General features: G+C 62.8%; 20 protein-coding genes. 15 read left to right on the top strand and 5 right to left on the bottom strand.

What is annotated here, in order from left to right; translation table 11 throughout:
• Positions 1-28: 28 nt before the first annotated feature.
• From secY to dsbD, 9 genes are all read left to right on the top strand, one after another.
• Positions 29-1,363, top strand: a complete 1,335-nt coding sequence (gene secY, locus FVD38_RS20185) for a preprotein translocase subunit SecY (protein ID WP_005663430.1) — start codon at positions 29-31, stop codon at positions 1,361-1,363.
• A 21-nt stretch (positions 1,364-1,384) separates the two neighbouring features.
• Positions 1,385-1,603, top strand: a complete 219-nt coding sequence (gene infA / locus FVD38_RS20180) for a translation initiation factor IF-1 (protein WP_005663428.1) — start codon at positions 1,385-1,387, stop codon at positions 1,601-1,603.
• A 38-nt stretch (positions 1,604-1,641) separates the two neighbouring features.
• Positions 1,642-1,755 carry a 50S ribosomal protein L36 gene (rpmJ, locus tag FVD38_RS20175; RefSeq protein WP_005663407.1) on the top strand — a complete coding sequence of 38 codons (114 nt, stop codon included), beginning with the start codon at positions 1,642-1,644 and terminating at the stop codon, positions 1,753-1,755.
• 16 nt (positions 1,756-1,771) lie between these two features.
• Complete coding sequence (gene rpsM / locus FVD38_RS20170; RefSeq protein ID WP_056337616.1) at positions 1,772-2,137, top strand: 30S ribosomal protein S13; 366 nt, start codon at positions 1,772-1,774, stop codon at positions 2,135-2,137.
• Between the two features lie 14 nt (positions 2,138-2,151).
• Entirely contained in the window at positions 2,152-2,556 is a 405-nt protein-coding gene (rpsK, locus tag FVD38_RS20165) for a 30S ribosomal protein S11 (RefSeq protein WP_005663404.1), read from the top strand.
• 262 nt (positions 2,557-2,818) lie between these two features.
• Complete coding sequence (rpsD, locus tag FVD38_RS20160; RefSeq protein ID WP_123069949.1) at positions 2,819-3,442, top strand: 30S ribosomal protein S4; 624 nt, start codon at positions 2,819-2,821, stop codon at positions 3,440-3,442.
• A 322-nt stretch (positions 3,443-3,764) separates the two neighbouring features.
• Positions 3,765-4,742, top strand: a complete 978-nt coding sequence (locus tag FVD38_RS20155) for a DNA-directed RNA polymerase subunit alpha (protein ID WP_005663401.1) — start codon at positions 3,765-3,767, stop codon at positions 4,740-4,742.
• 178 nt (positions 4,743-4,920) lie between these two features.
• On the top strand, positions 4,921-5,316 hold the full coding sequence (rplQ, locus tag FVD38_RS20150; protein ID WP_005663400.1) for a 50S ribosomal protein L17: 396 nt from the start codon (positions 4,921-4,923) through the stop codon (positions 5,314-5,316).
• A gap of 129 nt (positions 5,317-5,445) precedes the next feature.
• Positions 5,446-7,269 (top strand): protein-disulfide reductase DsbD, encoded by a 1,824-nt coding sequence (gene dsbD / locus FVD38_RS20145; protein WP_147936465.1) that lies wholly within the window; start codon positions 5,446-5,448, stop codon positions 7,267-7,269.
• A 55-nt stretch (positions 7,270-7,324) separates the two neighbouring features.
• On the opposite strand, the gene FVD38_RS20140 is transcribed toward dsbD, so the two are convergent.
• On the bottom strand, positions 7,325-7,858 hold the full coding sequence (locus FVD38_RS20140) for a Spy/CpxP family protein refolding chaperone (protein WP_147936464.1): 534 nt from the start codon (positions 7,856-7,858) through the stop codon (positions 7,325-7,327).
• Between the two features lie 195 nt (positions 7,859-8,053).
• Between FVD38_RS20140 and FVD38_RS20135 the strand changes: the two genes are divergently transcribed.
• The 5 genes from FVD38_RS20135 (at position 8,054) to FVD38_RS20115 (ending at position 15,729) form a co-directional block, all read left to right on the top strand.
• Positions 8,054-8,782 carry a response regulator gene (locus FVD38_RS20135; RefSeq protein ID WP_109345397.1) on the top strand — a complete coding sequence of 243 codons (729 nt, stop codon included), beginning with the start codon at positions 8,054-8,056 and terminating at the stop codon, positions 8,780-8,782.
• A 17-nt stretch (positions 8,783-8,799) separates the two neighbouring features.
• Positions 8,800-10,140: an ATP-binding protein gene (locus FVD38_RS20130; protein WP_370660652.1), complete on the top strand. Its 1,341-nt coding sequence runs from the start codon at positions 8,800-8,802 to the stop codon at positions 10,138-10,140.
• Positions 10,141-10,266: 126 nt separating this feature from the next.
• Positions 10,267-11,448 (top strand): efflux RND transporter periplasmic adaptor subunit, encoded by a 1,182-nt coding sequence (locus tag FVD38_RS20125; RefSeq protein ID WP_147936462.1) that lies wholly within the window; start codon positions 10,267-10,269, stop codon positions 11,446-11,448.
• The gene (locus FVD38_RS20120) at positions 11,445-14,579 is read left to right on the top strand and encodes an efflux RND transporter permease subunit (protein ID WP_147936461.1); all 3,135 of its coding nucleotides are present in this window, start codon (positions 11,445-11,447) and stop codon (positions 14,577-14,579) included. Before FVD38_RS20125 ends, FVD38_RS20120 begins: the two co-directional genes overlap by 4 nt.
• A gap of 304 nt (positions 14,580-14,883) precedes the next feature.
• Positions 14,884-15,729, top strand: a complete 846-nt coding sequence (locus FVD38_RS20115; RefSeq protein ID WP_229493855.1) for a hypothetical protein — start codon at positions 14,884-14,886, stop codon at positions 15,727-15,729.
• Positions 15,730-15,991: 262 nt separating this feature from the next.
• Here the strand turns inward: FVD38_RS20115 and FVD38_RS20110 are convergent, their stop codons facing one another.
• From FVD38_RS20110 to yihA, 4 genes are all read right to left on the bottom strand, one after another.
• Positions 15,992-16,423 carry a DUF2442 domain-containing protein gene (locus FVD38_RS20110; protein WP_147936459.1) on the bottom strand — a complete coding sequence of 144 codons (432 nt, stop codon included), beginning with the start codon at positions 16,421-16,423 and terminating at the stop codon, positions 15,992-15,994.
• Positions 16,410-16,658: a DUF4160 domain-containing protein gene (locus tag FVD38_RS27240; RefSeq protein ID WP_147936458.1), complete on the bottom strand. Its 249-nt coding sequence runs from the start codon at positions 16,656-16,658 to the stop codon at positions 16,410-16,412. The genes FVD38_RS20110 and FVD38_RS27240 overlap by 14 nt, the downstream gene beginning before the upstream one ends.
• Positions 16,659-17,032: 374 nt before the next feature.
• Positions 17,033-18,040 carry a porphobilinogen synthase gene (gene hemB / locus FVD38_RS20100; protein WP_147936457.1) on the bottom strand — a complete coding sequence of 336 codons (1,008 nt, stop codon included), beginning with the start codon at positions 18,038-18,040 and terminating at the stop codon, positions 17,033-17,035.
• 19 nt (positions 18,041-18,059) lie between these two features.
• Positions 18,060-18,809 (bottom strand): ribosome biogenesis GTP-binding protein YihA/YsxC, encoded by a 750-nt coding sequence (gene yihA, locus FVD38_RS20095; protein ID WP_147936456.1) that lies wholly within the window; start codon positions 18,807-18,809, stop codon positions 18,060-18,062.
• 144 nt (positions 18,810-18,953) lie between these two features.
• Here yihA and FVD38_RS20090 point away from each other — a divergent pair, with 144 nt between their 5' ends.
• A complete protein-coding gene (locus FVD38_RS20090) occupies positions 18,954-19,628 on the top strand; it encodes a c-type cytochrome (protein ID WP_123069465.1) in 675 nt (224 codons plus the stop codon).
• The last annotated feature ends 48 nt before the right edge of the window (positions 19,629-19,676 follow it).

Genomic DNA, 19,676 nt, shown 5'->3' with positions numbered 1-19,676 from the left:
AGCGACCGCTGCCTGATCGGAGCAAAAATTGGCGACTAATTCACAACTTGGTAAAAGCGCCGCTTCCGGATTCCCCTGGGGCCGGCTGTGGTTTTTGCTTGGCGCATTGGTCGTGTACCGCATCGGTGCTCACATCCCGGTTCCCGGGATTGACCCGGTGCAGCTCGCTGCGCTGTTCAAGCAGAACGAGGGCGGCATCCTTGGCATGTTCAACATGTTCTCGGGTGGCGCCTTGTCCCGCTTTACCGTGTTCGCGCTCGGCATCATGCCTTACATTTCGGCTTCGATCATCATGCAGCTTGCATCGATCGTCTCGCCGCAACTCGAGGCGTTGAAGAAAGAGGGCGAAGCCGGCCGCCGCAAGATCACCCAGTACACCCGTTACTTCACGGTGGCACTGGCGTTGTTCCAGGCGTTCGGCATCGCAGTCGCGCTCGAGGCGCAACCTGGCCTGGTCATCGACCCTGGTCTCGGTTTCCGCTTCGTGACCGTCGTTACCCTCTTGACCGGCACCATGTTCCTCATGTGGCTGGGCGAGCAGATCACTGAACGTGGTCTTGGCAACGGCATTTCGATCATCATCTTTGCCGGTATCGCAGCAGGTCTGCCTTCGGCCCTGGGCGGCTTGTTCACCCTGGTCTCGAACGGTTCGATCGGCAGCTTCTCGGCCATCCTGATCGTGGTCCTGGTGGCTGCGGTGACGTATGCGGTGGTGTTCGTGGAACGCGGGCAGCGCAAGATCCTGGTCAATTACGCGAAACGTCAGGTCGGCAACAAGATCTACGGTGGCCAAACCAGCCACCTGCCCTTGAAGCTGAACATGGCAGGCGTGATCCCGCCGATCTTCGCATCGTCGATCATTCTGTTCCCGGCGACGATTGTCGACTGGTTCACTCGCGGCAAGGATTCGTCCGGCCCGGTGATCGGGTTCCTGAAGGATCTGGCGGCGTCGATGGCGCCAGGCGAGCCAATCCACGCTTTGCTGTATGCGGTGGCGATCGTGTTCTTCTGCTTCTTCTACACCGCGCTGGTATTCAACAGCAAGGAAACGGCGGATAACTTGAAGAAGAGCGGCGCGTTTGTTCCGGGCATCCGTCCGGGCGAGCAAACCGCACGCTATATCGACAAGATCCTGATGCGCCTGACCCTGGCCGGTGCAGTCTATATCACCCTGGTGTGCCTGGTGCCGGAGTTCATGACCGCCCAGTGGAAGGTTCCCTTCTACTTCGGTGGCACGTCGCTCCTGATCATCGTGGTGGTGACGATGGACTTCATGGCACAAGTGCAGAACTACGTCATGTCGCAACAATATGATTCTCTGTTGCGGAAGGCCAACTTCAAGGGTGGAGTTCCGACGCGATAAGCGACGGAGTGCATAGAGCGAATGGCAAAAGACGACGTCATCCAAATGCAAGGGGAAATTCTGGAGAATCTCCCAAACGCGACGTTCCGCGTAAAGCTGGAAAACGGCCATGTGGTCCTGGGGCATATCTCGGGTAAAATGCGGATGAACTATATTCGCATCCTCCCGGGTGACAAGGTAACGGTGGAGTTGACCCCGTATGACCTGTCCCGGGCCCGCATCGTGTTCCGCACCAAGTAAAAAACATCATCAAGTAAACGAACCGAAGAGAGTGCAAAATGAAAGTTAACGCTTCAGTCAAGCGGATCTGCCGCAACTGCAAGATCATCAAGCGCAAGGGCGTGGTCCGTGTGATCTGCGTCGAGCCGCGTCACAAGCAGCGTCAAGGTTAATTTCGAGGAATAACGAATGGCACGTATTGCAGGGGTTAACATCCCAAATCATCAGCACACTGTTATCGGCCTGACGGCGATCTACGGTGTTGGCCGTCCGCGTTCGCAGAAAATCTGCGACGCAACCGGTATCGCGACCAACAAAAAAGTCAAGGACCTGGACGATAACGAACTCGAGAAGCTGCGTGACGAAGTCGCGAAGTTTGTCGTGGAAGGCGACCTGCGCCGCGAACTGTCCATGAACATCAAGCGTCTGATGGACTTGGGTTGCTACCGCGGCATGCGTCACCGTAAGGGCCTGCCGGTCCGCGGTCAGCGTACCCGCACCAATGCTCGTACCCGTAAAGGTCCGCGCAAGGCAGCTCAATCGCTCAAGAAATAATCTAGGAACCGACTATGGCCAAGCAACAAAGCAGCGCAGCAGCAGCACGCGTGCGCAAGAAAGTGAAGAAGAACGTTGCCGAGGGCATCGCCCACGTGCACGCTTCGTTCAACAACACGATCATCACCATCACCGACCGCCAGGGCAACGCTCTGTCGTGGGCAACCTCCGGTGGCGCCGGCTTCAAGGGTTCGCGCAAATCGACCCCGTTCGCGGCTCAGGTCGCTGCCGAAGCTGCAGGCAAGGTCGCTCAGGAATCGGGCGTGAAGAACCTGGAAGTGCGTATCAAGGGCCCAGGCCCAGGCCGTGAATCGGCTGTGCGCGCTCTGAACAACCTCGGCATCAAGATCACCGAGATCCAGGACGTCACCCCAGTTCCACACAACGGCTGCCGTCCGCCGAAGCGTCGCCGTATCTAAGATTCGGGGCAGGGTGGTTCGCCACCCGATCCGTGTCTTGATGACGACGCACGGGGCGAGAAGCCCCGTTGTGTTTTACGAGATCGCCGGTGCAGTTGCCCAGAAATGGGTTATACTGCCCGGCTCTTGTCGCCTGCCATCCCTGATGGCGGGCGATGTTGTAAGCCACGTCCGGCCTCATGCAGAGCTGGACTAGCGCCTGGGTGCATAGGATTTGTCCATGCGTCTCTGGGGCGTGATCAAATATTAAAGGAAATCTAACGTGGCACGTTATATCGGACCAAAAGCAAAACTGTCGCGCCGTGAAGGCACCGACCTGTTCCTGAAGAGCGCACGTCGTTCGCTCGATTCGAAGTGCAAACTGGACGTCAAGCCAGGCCAGCACGGTGTCAAGTCGGGCGCTCGCACCTCGGACTACGGCAACCAACTGCGCGAAAAGCAAAAAGTCAAACGCATGTACGGCGTGCTGGAACGTCAGTTCCGTCGCTACTTCGCTGAAGCGTCGCGCCGCAAGGGCAACACCGGCGAAACCCTGCTGAAGCTGCTGGAAGCGCGTCTCGACAACGTGACCTACCGCATGGGCTTCGGCTCGACCCGCTCGGAAGCGCGTCAGCTGGTGAGCCACAAGGCTTTCACCGTCAATGGCAACGTCGTGAACATCGCTTCGTACCAGGTCAAGACCGGCGACGTGATCGCTGTTCGTGAAAAAGCCAAGAAGCAAGTGCGTATCGCTGAAGCGCTGTCGCTGGCTGAACAAGTCGGTTTCCCGAGCTGGGTTTCGGTCGACGCGAAGAAGCTGGAAGGCACCTTCCGTTCGTTCCCAGAGCGTAACGAAATCGCTGCTGACGTCAACGAAGCGCTGATCGTCGAACTGTACTCGCGTTAATCGACCGCATCAGAGCCGGCGTAGCTGGCTCCTGCGCCGTAGTTCCTCCCATTGGTCGGAACTACTCCCCGCGCAGGCGGGGATCCAAGTTTGCCGGCTAAGTCGAAAAACTTGGGTTCCCGCCTCCGCGGGAACGACGTGGTGGTGGTGCAGGCGCAGCGATCTCGGATCGGCCTTGCAGCGAACAGACAATCCCCGGATCGAAGTTTCCATCATCCTCGTCGCACAGAATTCGTTTTACCGCCTGCTATTGCAGGCGTTCTCTTTAAAGCCATCAGCCTTATCGGTGTAACGAGCCGAGGGTATTGAAAAGGACTCATTCATGCAAAATAGTTTGTTGAAGCCACGTATCATCGACGTCGAAGCACTGGGCGCCGGCCACGCGAAAGTTGTGATGGAGCCGTTCGAGCGTGGCTATGGCCACACCCTCGGCAACGCACTGCGCCGCGTTCTGCTGTCGTCGATGGTGGGCTACGCGCCGACCGAAGTGACGATCGCTGGTGTCGTGCATGAATACTCGTCGCTGGATGGCGTGCAGGAAGACGTCGTCGACCTGCTGCTGAACCTGAAGGGCGTGGTCTTCAAGGTCCACAACCGCGATTCCGTCACCCTGACCCTGAAGAAGGAAGGCGAAGGCGCCGTCCTGGCTTCGGACATCGACCTGCCGCACGACGTCGAACTGATCAACCCTGACCACGTCATCGCCCACCTGACCGCAGGCGGCAAGCTGGACATGCAGATCAAGGTCGAAAAAGGCCGCGGCTACGTGCCGGGCAACGTCCGTCGCCTGTCGGAAGACACCAACAAGACCATCGGCCGCATCATCCTGGACGCATCATTCTCGCCAGTGCGCCGCGTGTCGTACGCAGTGGAATCGGCCCGTGTCGAACAGCGTACCGACCTGGACAAGCTGATCATCAACATCGAGACCAACGGCGTCATCACGCCGGAAGAAGCGATCCGTCAGTCGGCCCGCGTGCTGGTTGACCAGCTGAACGTGTTCGCCGCCCTGGAAGGCACCGAAGCCGCTGCCGAAGCACCATCGCGCGCACCCCTGGTCGATCCGATCCTGCTGCGTCCAGTCGACGACCTGGAACTGACCGTCCGTTCGGCCAACTGCCTGAAAGCAGAAAACATCTACTACATCGGCGACCTGATCCAGCGTTCGGAAAACGAACTGCTCAAGACGCCGAACCTGGGCCGCAAGTCGCTCAACGAAATCAAGGAAGTCCTTGCTTCGCGCGGCCTGACCCTGGGCATGAAACTCGAAAACTGGCCACCAGCCGGCCTCGAGAAGTAATAGCATTCACCCGAAAGTACACCCCTACTTTCGGGTGGTAACAGCCAAAAAGGACCGGCAGAGCCGGATCCTTTTTGGATGATAAAACCGTAGTAAAAACCAACCGAACCGGTCCGCGGTCACGCGCAAGTGTGAACGATCGAAGAACTGGATTTGAAAACACCCGAAAGGAAATACCATGCGTCACCGTCACGGCCTTCGTAAACTGAACCGTACCTCGTCCCACCGTCTGGCAATGCTGCGCAACATGACTGTTTCGCTGCTGCGTCACGAAGCCATCAAGACCACCGTCCCGAAAGCCAAGGAACTGCGTCGCGTCATCGAACCGATCCTGACCCTGGGCAAGACCGACACCCTGGCAAACAAGCGCCTGGCCTTCGCTCGCCTGCGCGACCGCGAAATGGTCCAGAAGCTGTTCGCTGAACTCGGTCCTCGCTACGCAAACCGCAACGGCGGCTACCTGCGTATCCTGAAGATGGGCTTCCGCGTTGGCGACAATGCTCCTATGGCCTACGTCGAACTGCTGGACCGTCCAGAAGTCACCTCGGCTGAAGAAGCACCGACCGCCGAGTAATCGGTAGTCTGACGACTAAAAAGACCAGGCCCCCGGCCTGGTTTTTTTTCGTCTATTCAAAATGAGTTCCGGCGTGAAACAGTGGCCGGGTGTACCATTTGCGGTGCGCTTCACAACCTCTTCGACACCATGCTTCGACTTTCCGTTCGTGGCCTGCTCCAGGCCTGCCTGACGCTGTTCGCCGTCTTCTTCCTGTTCACCGCAACGCCAGCCCGTGCCCAGCAGGACTTCCTGGACCCTGCGGTCGCCTTCAAGTTCGAGGCGCGCATGGCGGATCCGCAGACCGCCGAGATCACCTACGTCATCGCCCCCGCGTACTACATGTACCGCGAGCGCTTCGCCTTCAAGGCCAGCGGCGCCGGCATCACGCTGGGCGAGCCGCAGATCCCGCAGGGCAAGGTGAAGTACGACCCGACCTTCGAGAAGGATCTGGAGACCCATACCGGCACCCTGACCATCCGCATCCCGGTCGAGGGCACGGGCCCGTTCACCCTGACCGCCACCAGCCAGGGCTGCGCCGACGCCGGCCTGTGCTATCCGCCGCAGGAGCACAGCGTGAACCTTGGCGCCGGCGGCGCGCAAGCAGCCTCCGGTCTGCCTATCGGTGCGGGCGCAGCGCAGGGCGGCATGTCGACGCCGCTGTCGGAGGTGCCGCCAACGTCTCCGACAGCCCCGGCGCAGGCGCCACAATCCGACCTCTCGAACATTGCGGGCATCCTCGGCGGCGGCAGCCTGCTGGCCATCGTGCCGGCCTTCATCCTGCTTGGCCTTGGCCTGGCATTCACCCCCTGCGTGCTGCCGATGGTGCCGATCCTGTCCTCGATCATCGTGGGCGAGGGCAAGCACGTGAGCCGTTCGCGCGGCTTCGTGCTGTCGCTGGCGTATTCGCTGGGCATGGCGATCGTCTACACCTTGCTGGGCATCGCTGCCGGCCTGGCCGGCGAAGGCCTGGCCGCCGCGCTGCAGAATCCCTGGGTGCTGGGCACCTTCGCGGCCCTGATCGTGGCCATGTCACTGTCGATGTTCGGTTTCTATCAGTTACAACTGCCTAACACCTTGCAGACCCGTTTGACGCAGGCATCCAACAGCCAGCAGGGCGGCAAGCTGCTCGGTGTGTTCGTCATGGGCGCCATTTCGGCCCTGATCGCGGGCCCCTGCGTGGCCGCGCCGCTGGCCGGCGCCCTGGTCTACATCAGCCAGACGCGCGACGTCTTCATCGGCGGCGCGGCGCTGTTCTCGATGGCGGTGGGGATGAGCATCCCGCTGCTGCTGGTGGGCCTGTCGGCCGGCTCGCTGCTGCCGCGCGTGGGGCCGTGGATGGAATCGGTCAAGCGCCTGTTCGGCGTGTTGATGCTGGCGATGGCGATCTGGCTGGTGTCGCCGGTGATCCCGGCCCTGGCCCAGATGCTGCTGTGGGCGGCGCTGCTGCTGGGCTATGGCTTCTATCTGCTGCGCCATACCCGCCATTGGGCGGCGATGGCCTTCGGCGCCGCCTTCGCCGTGCTGGGGGCGACCCAGCTGGTGGGCCTGGCCAGCGGCGGGCGCGACGCCTGGGCGCCGCTGGCGCACCTGGGTGGCGCGCCGCAGAACCACGGACTCGTGTTCAGCCGCATCAAGACCGTGGACCAGCTCGATGCCGCGCTGGTGGCCAACGCGGGCAAGACCGTGATGCTCGATTTTTATGCCGACTGGTGCGTGTCGTGCAAGGAGATGGAGAAGTTCACCTTCGTCGACCCGGCGGTGCAGCAAAAGCTGGCCGATACGGTGCTGCTGCAGGTCGACGTGACGGCCAACGATGCCGACGACAAGGCCATGCTCAAGCGCTTCGGCCTGTTCGGGCCGCCGGGCATCATCCTGTTCGACGGGCAGGGGAAGGAAATCGCGGATAGCCGGGTGATCGGCTTCCAGAATGCGGAGAAGTTCTTGAATTCGTTGGGGCGGTTGGCGCGCTAGCGCGGCGGTCGGTTGAACGCGTGGACGGCGTAGCCGTCCACCCTACGAATATAGCTTACGCGTGGGCGCGCTTGCCGTGGTGGCCGTGATGGCGCGGGCCCTTGCGGTGCTTGGCCTGCTCATCGAAGGTCTTGCGCTGCTCGGGCGTCAGCTGGGCATAGAAGCTGTTCAGGGCCGCCAGGCGCTGCTCCATGCGGGCGGTGCGATGTTTCTGCAGGTCGATCCCTTTCTGCATGCGCTGCGGCGCGCTCAGGCTGGCCCAGGCGGCGCGGTCGCCACGTCCGGCGCGTTCACCCTTCTTCTGCGGCGCCTGGGCTGCGACGAAGGCGTCCCAGGCCGGTTGCTGCTGCGCATTAAGCTTGAGCGCATCGCGCAGCTTGGCCTGGCGTTCGGCGCGGTGTTGTTCCATCTTCGCGCGGCGCTCGCCGGCCTTGGCCTGCCACTCGGCCTTCTTGGCCAGGCGTTGCTCGGCGGTCAAGGCCGGACGGCCTTCGGCCGGGGCGGAGGTCTGGGCCTGGGCGCCGATGGTGGCGCCGAACAGGCCGGCAGCGGTGAGGGCGATCACGAGGTTCTTGCGGAGGGTGTTCATGGTTCTTCCTTTGTGAGAGTCTGGTTGACGTGCATCCGAAACGCTCGCTGCACGGTTCCCATCTTGCGCACAAACTGTAACCGCGGGGTTTCCCCTGTCTCATACATTGTATCAATATGTTTCGGGCCTATAGGCTTATACACAGCGATACAAAATGCTCCTCCGGCATTGTCATAAACTCGGATAATTGCGGTTATGGATACTCCCTCTACGATTCTGATCGTCGACGATGACCGCGACATCCGGACGCTGCTGGCCGACTACCTCGAGTCGAACGGCTACCGGACGCTGGCCGCCGCCGACGGCACGGCGATGTGGAAGGCGCTCGACGAAACCCGTCCCGACCTCATCGTGCTCGACCTGAACATGCCCGGCGACGACGGGCTGACCCTGTGCCGCAAGCTGCGCGCCACCTCGACCCTGCCGGTCATCATGCTGACCGCCCGCAACGAGCCGCTGGACCGCATCCTCGGCCTCGAGATGGGCGCCGACGACTACCTGCCCAAGCCTTTCGAGCCGCGCGAGCTGCTGGCGCGCATCCGCAGCGTGCTGCGCCGCTCGCACGCCATGCCGTCCAATACGCCGTCCGAGAACGTGCAGCAGATGCGCTTCTCGGGCTGGACGCTCGACCTGACCGCGCGCCACCTGCTGAACCCGGACGGCATCGTGATCATGCTATCGGGCGCCGAATTCCGCCTGCTGCGCGTGTTCCTCGAGCACCCCAACCGGGTGCTCAACCGCGACCAGCTGCTCAACCTCACGCAAGGCCGCGACGCCGACCCGTTCGACCGCTCGATCGACATCCAGATCAGCCGCCTGCGCCAGAAGCTGGGCGAGGATGCGCGCATGCCCCAGATCATCAAGACGGTCCGCAACGGCGGCTACGTGCTGGCTGGCCAGGTGACGGTGGAGCCGGCGGCGTGAAGGATTTCTTCGGGTCGATGACGGGCCGCGTTTTCCTGACGCTGCTGCTGGGCGTGTGGATCTCGGCCGCGCTGATCCAGCTGGCGGCCGACTACCAGCGCTGGCGCGACTGGGAGCGCCAGCTCGAGCAGCACCGGCTGGAGCGCGCCGAGCAGATGGTCATGGCCACCGAGATCGTGCCGGCCGAGGCGCGCTCGATCTACCTCGAAGTCGCCAACCGTCCCGGCCTGGAGCTCGAAGTGGCCGACACCCAGCCGGCGGCAGCCCCGGCCACGCCCTTCGCCCAGCAGCTGGCAGCGCGCCTGGGCAAGGGCTACCGGGTCGAATCGGTCGAGGCACGCCCGGCCGCCTGTGACAGCGCGCAGCGCCTGCCGATGATGTACGGCCTGCTCAGCATGGGTTATGGCGGCGCCTGCGAATCGCTCAACGTGCACCTGCGCGATGGCGCCGAGCTGCGCCTGTCGGTGCTGCCGCCGCGCCTGGTCCGGGACGGCGACACCGACCTGCGCATCCTGGTGGCCCTGTTCATGGTCAGCATCGCCGTGCTGGCCTACCTGGTGGCGCGCATGAGCACCCGGCCATTCAAGCAGCTGGCCCAGGCCGCGCAAGACCTGGGGCAGGACATCAACCGTCCGCAGCTCGACCTCACGGGCGCCAGCGAGATCCGCCAGGCCAGCGCCGCCTTCAATGCGATGCAGGCGCGCATCCGCCAGTACATCTTCCAGCGCACCCAGATGCTGGCCGCCATCACCCACGACCTGCAGACGCCGCTCACGCGCATGCGCCTGCGGCTGGAGAAGGTGTCGGACAACGAACTGCAGGAACGCCTGATCGGCGACCTGTCGGCGATGCAGGAAATGGTGCGCGAAGGCCTGGTGCTGGCGCGCAGCATGGACACCACCGAGGCGATGCAGATGCTGGACCTCGATTCGCTGCTCGAGGCAGTGTGCGCCGACGCCAGCGACGCCGGCCAGGACGTCACGCTGCAGGGCAAGGCCACGATGGCGGTGCTGGGCCGGCCGCTCGACCTGCGCCGCTGCCTGGGCAACCTGATCGACAACGCGGTGAAGTACGGCCGCGATGCGCGCGTCTGCGTCGACCGTGTCAACGGCACGGCGCGGGTGCGCATCCGCGACAGCGGCCCGGGCATCCCGAGGAGCGAGCTGGGACGGGTGTTCGACCCGTTCTACCGGGTCGAGACCTCGCGTTCGCGCGAATCGGGCGGCACCGGCCTGGGGCTGACGATCGCGCGCAACATCACCGAGCAGCACGGCGGCAGCATCACCCTGACCAACCACCCGGAAGGCGGTTTGGAAGTGACCCTGATGCTGCCAGCCTACTATCCGAACAAATCGTGAACGAGTAACTCAATACACGCAGCCGTAACAACACTGTGGGACAATGCGCCGCCCTCATTCCAGGGCGGGCGGCAGGGCCACCACGATCAATGATGGAGTCGCCGGAACGGGCGGCAAGGGACGAGAATGAACAAGAAGAATGTCGGCGTCATCGCCGGAATCGCGGCGCTGGTCGTGGCTGGCGGCTGGTACCTGAACCAGGGCAACGATGCCAAGGCGGAGGGCGGAAGCCAGGGACCGGCCGGCGCGGGCGGCCCGCCGCCGGTGACCGTCAACGTGATCGCGCCCGAGCGGCGCGACGTCGGCGTCGAACTGTTCGCCAACGGCAGCGTGACCCCAATGAAAACGGTCAACCTGCATCCGCAGACCGTCACCACGATCCGCCAGGTCCATATCCGCGAAGGCCAGTTCGTCAAGGAAGGCCAGCTGATGTTCTCGCTCGACGACCGCGCCGACATGGCCAACGTCGCCCGCGCCGAAGCGCAAGTGGCGCGCGATTCGGCCACCCTGTCCGACCTCGAGCGCCAGTACAAGCGCAGCCAGGAACTGGTGGCGCAGAACTTCCTGGCCCAGAGCGCCCTCGACTCCCTGCTGAGCCAGGTCGAAGCCCAGCGCGCGCTGGTGCAGTCGAACCAGGCGGCGGCCCGCGCCACACAAGTGAGCGCCAGCTACACCACGATCCGCGCGCCGATGACGGGCCGGGTCGGCGCCATCGACGTCCACCCGGGCACCCTGGTGCAGATGAGCACCTCGCTCACGACCATCACCCAGCTCGATCCGATCAACGTCTCGTTCACCCTGCCGGAATCGACCCTCGGCGCGTTGCTGGCGGCCCAGAAGCAGGGCAATGTCGAAGTCCGGGTCAATCCCGGCAGCGGCGCCGACGATGCCGGGCAAGTCATCGGCCGCCTGAGCTTCATCGACAACGCCGTCGATCCGCAGGCCGGCACCATCCGCGTGAAGGGCGAGTTCGCCAACGGCGACACCAGCCTGTGGCCGGGCCAGTACGTGACCGCCAACGTGGTGGTGCAAACGCTGAAGAATGCGGTGGTGATCCCGCAGACCGCCATCATCACCGCGACCAACGGCACCTTCGTCTACGTGCTGGCAGAAGGCAACGCGGCGCGCCAGGTGCCGGTGCAGCGCGTGTACGCCTTCGGCGACCGCGCCGCCGTCACCGGCCTCAAGGGCGACGAACAGGTCATCACCGAAGGCAAGCAGAACCTGCGTCCGGGCGGCAAGGTGCGCCTGGCCGGGCAGGGCGCCAAGCCGGCCGCTCCGGCCCCTAAAAAGGGCGAGCAGGCATGAATCTGTCCGAACTGTGTATCCGCCGTCCGGTGATGGTGGTGCTGCTGTCGCTCAGCCTGGTGCTGGTCGGCATCCTGTCGTACATGCAGATCCCGGTCGCCGCACTGCCCAGCTATAACACGCCGGTCATCAACGTCTCGGCCAACCTGCCGGGCGCCAGCCCGGAGACGATGGCGTCCTCGGTGGCGCTGCCGCTCGAGAAGCAGTTCTCGACCATCGCCGGCATCAAGCTGATCACCTCGAGCAATACCCAGGGCGACACCAATATCACGCTCGAATTCGACAACGAGATCGATGTCGACAAGGCGGCGGTGGATGTCCAGGCCGCCCTGCTGGTGGCGCAGCGCCGCCTGCCGCTGGAAATGACCGAACTGCCGGCCTACCGCAAGGTCAACCCGGCAGACGCCCCGATCCTGTTCATGCACCTGACCTCGCCGTCGATGGATCTGTCGGAGCTGAACGACTATGCCGAAAACCTGATCTCGCCGGCGATCTCGACCGTGCAAGGCGTGTCCCAGGTGTCGATCAACGGCGGCAAGCGCTTCGCCGTCCGCGTCCGCGCCCGTTCCGATCTGATGAACGCCCGCAACATCTCGATGGACGAGCTGGCGGCGGCGCTGCGCGCGGCCAACTCGAACACCCCATTGGGCATCCTCGACGGCCCGACCCAGGCGCTGACCATCCAGGGCGGCGGCCAGCTGATGCGGGCGGCCGACTTCGCCAACCTGATCATCGCCACCCGCGATGGCCTTCCGGTGCGCTTGCGCGACATCGCCGAGGTGCAGGACAGCTACCAGTCGGTCAAGGCCATGGGCAGCCTGAATGGCGAGCGCTCGATCTCGCTGATGGTGCAGCGCCAGCCGAACGCGAATACCGTGCAGGTGGTCGACGCGGTGCGCGCGCTGATCCCGCGCTTCGAAGGACAACTGCCGGCCTCGATCAAGATCGAGCTGGTGAACGACCGCTCGCTGTCGATCCGCGAGGCGATCCACGACGTCAACCTGACCCTGGCCGGCACCGTGCTGCTGGTCATCCTGGTGATCTTCCTGTTCCTGCACCGCGCCGCGGCCACTTTCATCCCGGCGGTGACGGTGCCGATCTCGCTGCTCGGCGCGCTGTCGCTGCTGTACTGGTTCGGCTACAGCCTGGATAACATCTCCCTGCTCGGCATCACGCTGGCGGTTGGCCTGGTGGTCGACGACGCGATCGTGGTGCTGGAAAACATCGTGCGCCATATGGAGATGGGCAAGAAGCCGATGGCCGCCGCCCTCATCGGCGCGCGCGAAGTGGGCTTCACCATCATCTCGATCTCGATCTCGCTGGTGGCGGTGTTTATCCCGATCTTCTTCATGCCGGGCGTGATCGGCCTGCTGTTCCGCGAATTCGCGGTCGTCGTCGGGCTGGCTGTGCTGGTCTCGGCCCTGGTCTCGCTGACCCTGGTGCCGATGCTGTGCTCGCGCCTGCTCAAGGATGGCGGCCACGTCGATCCGAAAGACATGTCCTGGATCGGCCGCCGCTTCGAAGCCGGCTTCACCCGCCTGCGTAATGGCTATGGCCGCACGCTCGACCTGGCGCTGCGCTTCCGCTTCATCGTCCTCATGCTGGCGGCGGGCACCTTCGTGCTGACCGGCGTGCTGTATTCGACCATGCCGAAAGGCTTCTTCCCAGAAGAAGACATCGGCCAGATCCGCGTGATGGTCGAAGCCTCGGAAGACACCTCGTCGATGGCGCTGGCCGAGCTGCAGGGCAAGGTGGTCGACATCATCCGCGCCAATCCCTATGTGAAGGACACCACCTCGTTCAGCGGCGGCGGCAATACCGGCCGCATGTTCCTGGTGCTCAAGGACCGCGGCGAGCGTCCGCCGATGGACCTGGTGATCGACGACCTGCGCAAGGCCACGCGCGCGGTGCCGGGCGTGCAGGTGTTCATGTCGCCGCAGCAGAACCTGCAGCTGGGCGGCCGCCAGAGCAAGGCGCGCTACCAGTACACGTTGCAGAGCGTATCGGGCGGCGAGATCGGCGGCTGGGCCGAGCAATTCCTGGAAGGCATGCGCAAGGACGAGCGCTTCCGCGACGTCAACAGCGACTCGCAGAACAAGGCGCTGCAGGCGACGGTGGACATCGACCGCGACAAGGCGGCGCTGCTGGGCGTGGAAATGGACGATATCCGCACCGTGATGTACGCCTCCTTCGGCGAGCGCCAGGTGTCGACCATCTATTCCACGGCGGCCAGCTATTACGTGATCCTGGAAGCCGCCGCGAGCGACCGCTACTATGACGAAGCGCTGTCGCGGGTCTCGGTGCGTTCCAAGTCGGGCGAACTGGTCAAGCTGTCGAGCATCGCCAGCGTGCGCCGCACGGTCGGCCCGCTGCAGGTCAACCACCAGGGCCAGCTGCAGGCGATCACCCTGTCGTTCAACCTGGCGCCGGGCGTGTCGCTGGGCGACGCCACTGCCCACATCGACGAGCTGGGGCGCGCAATGAAGCTGCCGGCCTCGGTCATCGCCACCTATGGCGGCGATGCCGCCGTGTTCCAGGACACGCAATCGAGCCAGCTGATCCTGATCATCACGGCGATTGGCGTCATCTACGTGCTGCTGGGTGTACTGTACGAGAGCTATATCCACCCGTTGACTATCCTGGCCGGCCTGCCGTCGGCGGCCGTCGGCGCCCTGATCACCTTGTGGATTTTCGACAAGGACCTGACCCTGATCGCCATGATCGGCATCCTGATGCTGATCGGCATCGTCAAGAAGAACGCGATCATGATGATCGACTTCGCGCTCGACGCCCAGCGCAACCTGGGCATGAGCCCGCAAGAGGCGATCCGCGAGGCCTGCATCCTGCGCTTCCGCCCGATCCTGATGACGACCCTGGCGGCGCTGATGGGCGCGCTGCCGATCGCGCTGGGCATCGGCGCCGGCGCCGAGCTGCGCCAGCCGCTGGGCCTGGCGGTATGCGGCGGCCTGATCTTCTCGCAAGTCATCACCTTGTATATCACCCCGGTGATCTACCTGTACCTGGACCGCTACAGCGGCACCGGCCCGATGACCGACAAGCAGATCGCGAAGGCCGACCAGGACCACGTGGCGCATACGGTTCCACCGGCCCATCCGGTCCACCCGGCATAAGCCAGGTAGCACGGCAGGCGCCCCTTCCGGCCGCCAGCATCGGATACATTATTGTTCCGATACTGGCGGCCGGAAACATTTGGTAACAACCATCAACGGATCGGGAGGCGCGCCCGGGCGGCTAGCGTGATGCGGTTGCGCCGCAAAACGGTTAGACTGCGGCTCTCTGCCGTTTTTTTAGACGTAGCTATCAGGAAACCGATCCATCTTGCGTGACCATTCCCACACCTACGACCAGGACAGTGAAGTGTGTTCCCACTGCGGACAGCCATTGCCGCCCTCGGGGCCGCGCTATGGACTGGGGATGAATTACGGGCGCAAGGGGCCGAGCCGCTTCGGCGTGGGCGGCACGATCGCGGTCCACCTGTTGCTGGTGCTGCTGTGGTTCTACGAGCCGAAGGAACAGGAGCAGCGCACGGCGCGCCCGGCCTCCGAGGACCAGGGCGACAGCCAGGTGGTGTATGTGGCGCCGCTGCGCGAAACCTCACCCAATGAAGCCGCGCCGCGGCCGACGCCGCGGCCCCTGCCGGCGCCGCCGATCCCGCGCGTGGAACAGGAACGCATCATTGTCCAGCGCCTGCCGGACACCATCACGGTCCCCGACGAGCGTCCCGCACCGCCGGCCCCGCCGCAACCGCAGCGCCAGCAGCCGCCGACCGAAGTGCCGCCCGACATGGACATGGCGGCCTATGTGAAGGCCCAGCGCGAGCGCCGCGGCGCGCCGACCGGCGCCGAAGTGCCGGCCCAGGAAAGCGACGCCGCGCGCGGCACCCGCAACGCGCTGGCGAACATCGCCGCCATCAACGGCCGCGGCACCGACGACAGCAACGAGACGGGCGGCATCTTCTCGGTGTCGAACAAGACCTTCAACACCATGGACCTCAAGTTCCGCGGCTGGAACCCGAGCTTCAAGCGGCGCTGGCTGACGGCGGTGACGGTGGAGCAGGGCAGCGAGCGCGATATCGAGACCGCCGTCATCAAGAAGATGATCGAGCTGATCCGGCGCGAGAAGAAGGGCGATTTCGAGTGGGATTCGCACCGCCTGGGGCGTGTGGTCAAACTCAGCGCAAGGCCGCAGGATACGGATCAGCTGGTGGAATTCTTGTACAAGGAAATGTTCCCGGATTACAGGCCGGTGCCGGGCAGGTAATCGCGCCGGACGCTGGCGTACACTTGTTCACCGAATGTTCACGGTGCTCAGGCGACTCGGCGGTCTTCAAGGTCGTTCCGCCACTGGCTCGGCGCCAAGGCGCTGCCTTGCTTGCGCGTCTGGCAACGACTTCGCTGATTGATGACGATACAGCGCCAGGGCCACATGCAGGTTCTCAGCCTCAATTACAGCTTACAGCACCTGAAAGAAAAAAGCCGTTCAGTTCTAACTGAACGGCATTACGGTCGAGCCGTCCGCTTTACTACGCCGGCATCAATTCTTCGTTTTTTTTCTTTTTAGGGCGCCCCCCAAGTTGTCCGTTCGATCGGGCTGCTGCAGCTTTAGCTTCAGTTGACACCTTGCCGCCTTTCTTGCCATTTTTGGCTGCCATCCAACGTTTAGTCCCTAGATAGCCCTCAAGCAAGCCAGGCACGTAAAGGTCCATATCAAGCTTCGGAAAATATATACCGAAACCTGATGGGCTGATCTCGACACCTTCTAGATCTTTTGGCTTAGCGTTCTCCAGGCCCTGCAAGTCCTTTAGCGACATGGTAAGGCCCAACCCAGTTTCCAGATCGACAACTAACCTGGCAATGCGGCGGTCGTATCGGACGCTACTTGCGCGCGGATAGTGCGCTTGCCTATGCGCAGCACGCTTGTTAGCAAGTTCAAAATCGTCATCAGTAATGTTCATGGATCGCCTTCCATTGAGTGCAAAGCACAGTAAGATTTTTGGCTAGCTGAGCAAGGATCTTACTCAATGCACTGCGAGTAAAACCATGGTTCTCGCGCAGGTCAGGAGGGCCGTGAGGGCAGTTCAATCTGAACACAGCCTCACAACCGTTACCAATGACATGTATATGCGCAGGCCTGTGATCATTAGGATAAATGACAACTCGGCAGCCAAGAATATTCAAGACAGTAGGCATTCTATCAGAAACCTAAGCAGGTTGGGTTTGCAGGTATTTATTACAAATCAATAGTAACTATAAGGTACATTAGCATAAGGAATTGCATTCTTACAATAATTTGGTGAGTCCACTTGCAGGGTTACAGGCAAATTCGAGCATGCCCAGCATCCGCCGGTGATCGCTATGCTGCATATGCACCTGTCAAGGGTGCCCAGGCGCCCCCAGTCCGGGACTTCCTGAGCTTGCACGAGAAAATTGGAGCGTGTCATCGAATGCGGTGACGCAGGTTCACAGCCTCGACCACCGCTTACAACACCTGAAAAGAAAAATGCCGCTCAGTCTTAACTGAGCGGCATTAGTGCTTCCGCATGGTTTTTGTTGGCGCGGCGCGATCAGACGGCCTTCAGCTTGCGCGCGATATCCAGCGCGAAATAAGTCAGCACCCCATCCGCCCCGGCGCGCTTGAAGGCCATCATCGATTCCATCATGACCTTGTCGTGATCGAGCCAGCCATTCTGCGCCGCCGCCTTCAGCATCGCGTACTCGCCGCTGACCTGATAGGCGAAGGTCGGCACCTTGAACTCGTCCTTTACACGGCGCACGATGTCCAGGTAAGGCATGCCCGGTTTCACCATCACCATGTCGGCGCCTTCGGCCAGGTCGAGCGCCACTTCGCGCAGGGCCTCGTCGCTGTTGGCCGGGTCCATCTGGTAGGTGTTCTTGTCGGCCTTGCCCAGGTTGGCGCTGGAACCCACGGCGTCGCGGAACGGGCCGTAGAAAGCGGAGGCGTACTTGGCCGAATAGGCCATGATGCGGGTGTGGATGTGGCCCTGCGCCTCGAAGGCGTTGCGGATGGCGCCAATGCGGCCGTCCATCATGTCCGACGGCGCCACGATGTCCACGCCGGCATCGGCGTGGGTGAGCGCCTGCTTCACCAGCATCTCGATCGTCTTTTCGTTGACGATGTAGCCGTTCTCGTCCGGCAAGCCGTCCTGGCCGTGGGTCGTATACGGGTCGAGCGCGACGTCGGTGATGACGCCCAGTTCCGGGAAGTTCTTCTTCAGTTCGCGCACCACGCGCGGCACCAGGCCGTCCGGGTTGGTCGCCTCGATGCCGTCATAGGTCTTGACCGACTGGTCGACCAGCGGGAACAGGGCCATGGCCGGGATGCCGAGCGAAACGCATTCTTCGGCAACCTTGAGCAGCAGGTCGAGCGAGACGCGCTCGACGCCCGGCATCGACGCCACTTGCTGGCGCTGGTTCTGGCCTTCGAGCACGAACACCGGATAGATCAGGTCGGCGGAGGTGATGGTGTTCTCGCGCATCATGGCGCGCGAGAATGGGTCGCGGCGCATGCGGCGCGGGCGGGCCGCCGGATAGGCGGAGGTGATGATGGTCATGTCAACAGTCCTTGCTAGATCAGGCGGAAGGATTATCGTCGTCCGCCGACGGCGCAGCACTTTCTTCGTTGCCGATGTCGTCTCCTGCTTCTTCCTCTTCCTCTTCCGAGTTCAGTCCGGCCAACTCCAGGATCTTGGCGTCCGCTTCCTCGATGCCGATGCGCTTGAGCGCCGAGAACAGCTGCACCGTGAACGGGAAGCCGTTGCCATCCTCGTCGACATAGCTGTCGAGCACGGCGCGTGCTTCGCGCAGGGCATTGGTCGACTCGTTGCGGTTGAGCTTGTCGGCTTTGGTCAGGATGCAGTGGATCGGCTTGCCGGTCGGGGCGAACCATTCCAGCATCTGGACGTCGAGGTCGGTGAACGGACGGCGCGAATCCATGATCAGGATGAGCGCCGCCAGCTGGTCACGGCGCTGGACGTAGTCGCCCAGCAGTTTTTGCCAGTGCAGCTTGGCGGTGCCCGAGACTTCGGCATAGCCGTAGCCCGGCAGGTCGACCAGCAGCGCTTCGATCTCGTCGACCCGGACCGCATCCTTGCGGTGCTGGCCCACGTGGGCGCCGCCGATCGAGAAGTAATTGATGTGCTGGGTACGGCCAGGCGTCTTGGAAGCGAAAGCGAGACCCTTCTGGTTGGTCAGGATATTGATCGCTGTGGATTTGCCGGCGTTCGAGCGCCCGGCGAAGGCGATTTCCGGTACTTGCGTGTCGGGCAAATCGCGCAACTGGTTAACGGTCGTGAAGAACCGGGCTTGCCATAATCTGGACATTGGGGAGAGGGATTAAGGGCCATGAAATGGCGTTGGGGAAACAAAGCTATTGTACAATAAGGGGTTGATTGCTGCTCCGCCCATCGGCGGGTAGATCAAGTCGCTGCACTGAACTTTCTAATTTGACTTTATAAGGTGCCAGTTATGAATCGGTTGACGTCCCCCCTACTCAAAACACTGTTGGTCACTTCGCTGACTGTCTTTGGGGGACTACCGGCGGCGATGGCGGCGTCCGCCGCAACCGCAACCGCGGTCAAAGCCGATCCAGCCAAAGGTGGCGCCCTGTACGAAAACGGCGATCCCGCACGCGGCCTGCCGTCCTGCCTGTCCTGCCACGGTGCGGCCGGCAATTCGTCGATCGCGATCAATCCGAAACTGTCTGGGCAGTTCGCGACGTATACACACAAGCAGCTGATCGATTTCACGACCGCGCACCGCCAGCAGCCCATCATGACGACCTATGCCAAGATGCTGACGGAGCAGGAGAAGAAGGATATCGCAGCCTGGCTCGCGACGCAGGCGCACAAGCCTGGCGCGGCGAAAAATAAAGAGACCGTGGAACTGGGCCGCAAGATTTATCGTGGCGGCATCGCGGAAAAAGGCGTGGCGGCCTGCGCCAGCTGTCACGGCGCCACCGCCAACGGCATCCCGGCGCAATACCCGCGCCTGGCCGGCCAGCACCAGGATTACACCACCGCCCAGCTGGAAGCATTCAAGACCGGCAGCCGCGCCAACAGCCCGCAGATGACGGTGCTGTCGCAACGGATGTCGCCGGAAGAGATGCGTGCGGTGGCCGACTATATTGCCGGCTTACGCTAAAAGTGTCGCTTTAGCGCTACGCATGAGCATGAGATGAACGGAAGAGGG

The organism is Massilia arenae, from assembly GCF_008014745.1.
GTDB classification, from domain to species: Bacteria; Pseudomonadota; Gammaproteobacteria; order Burkholderiales; family Burkholderiaceae_D; genus Telluria; species Telluria arenae.
This window is presented reverse-complemented; position numbering and strand designations above follow the sequence as displayed.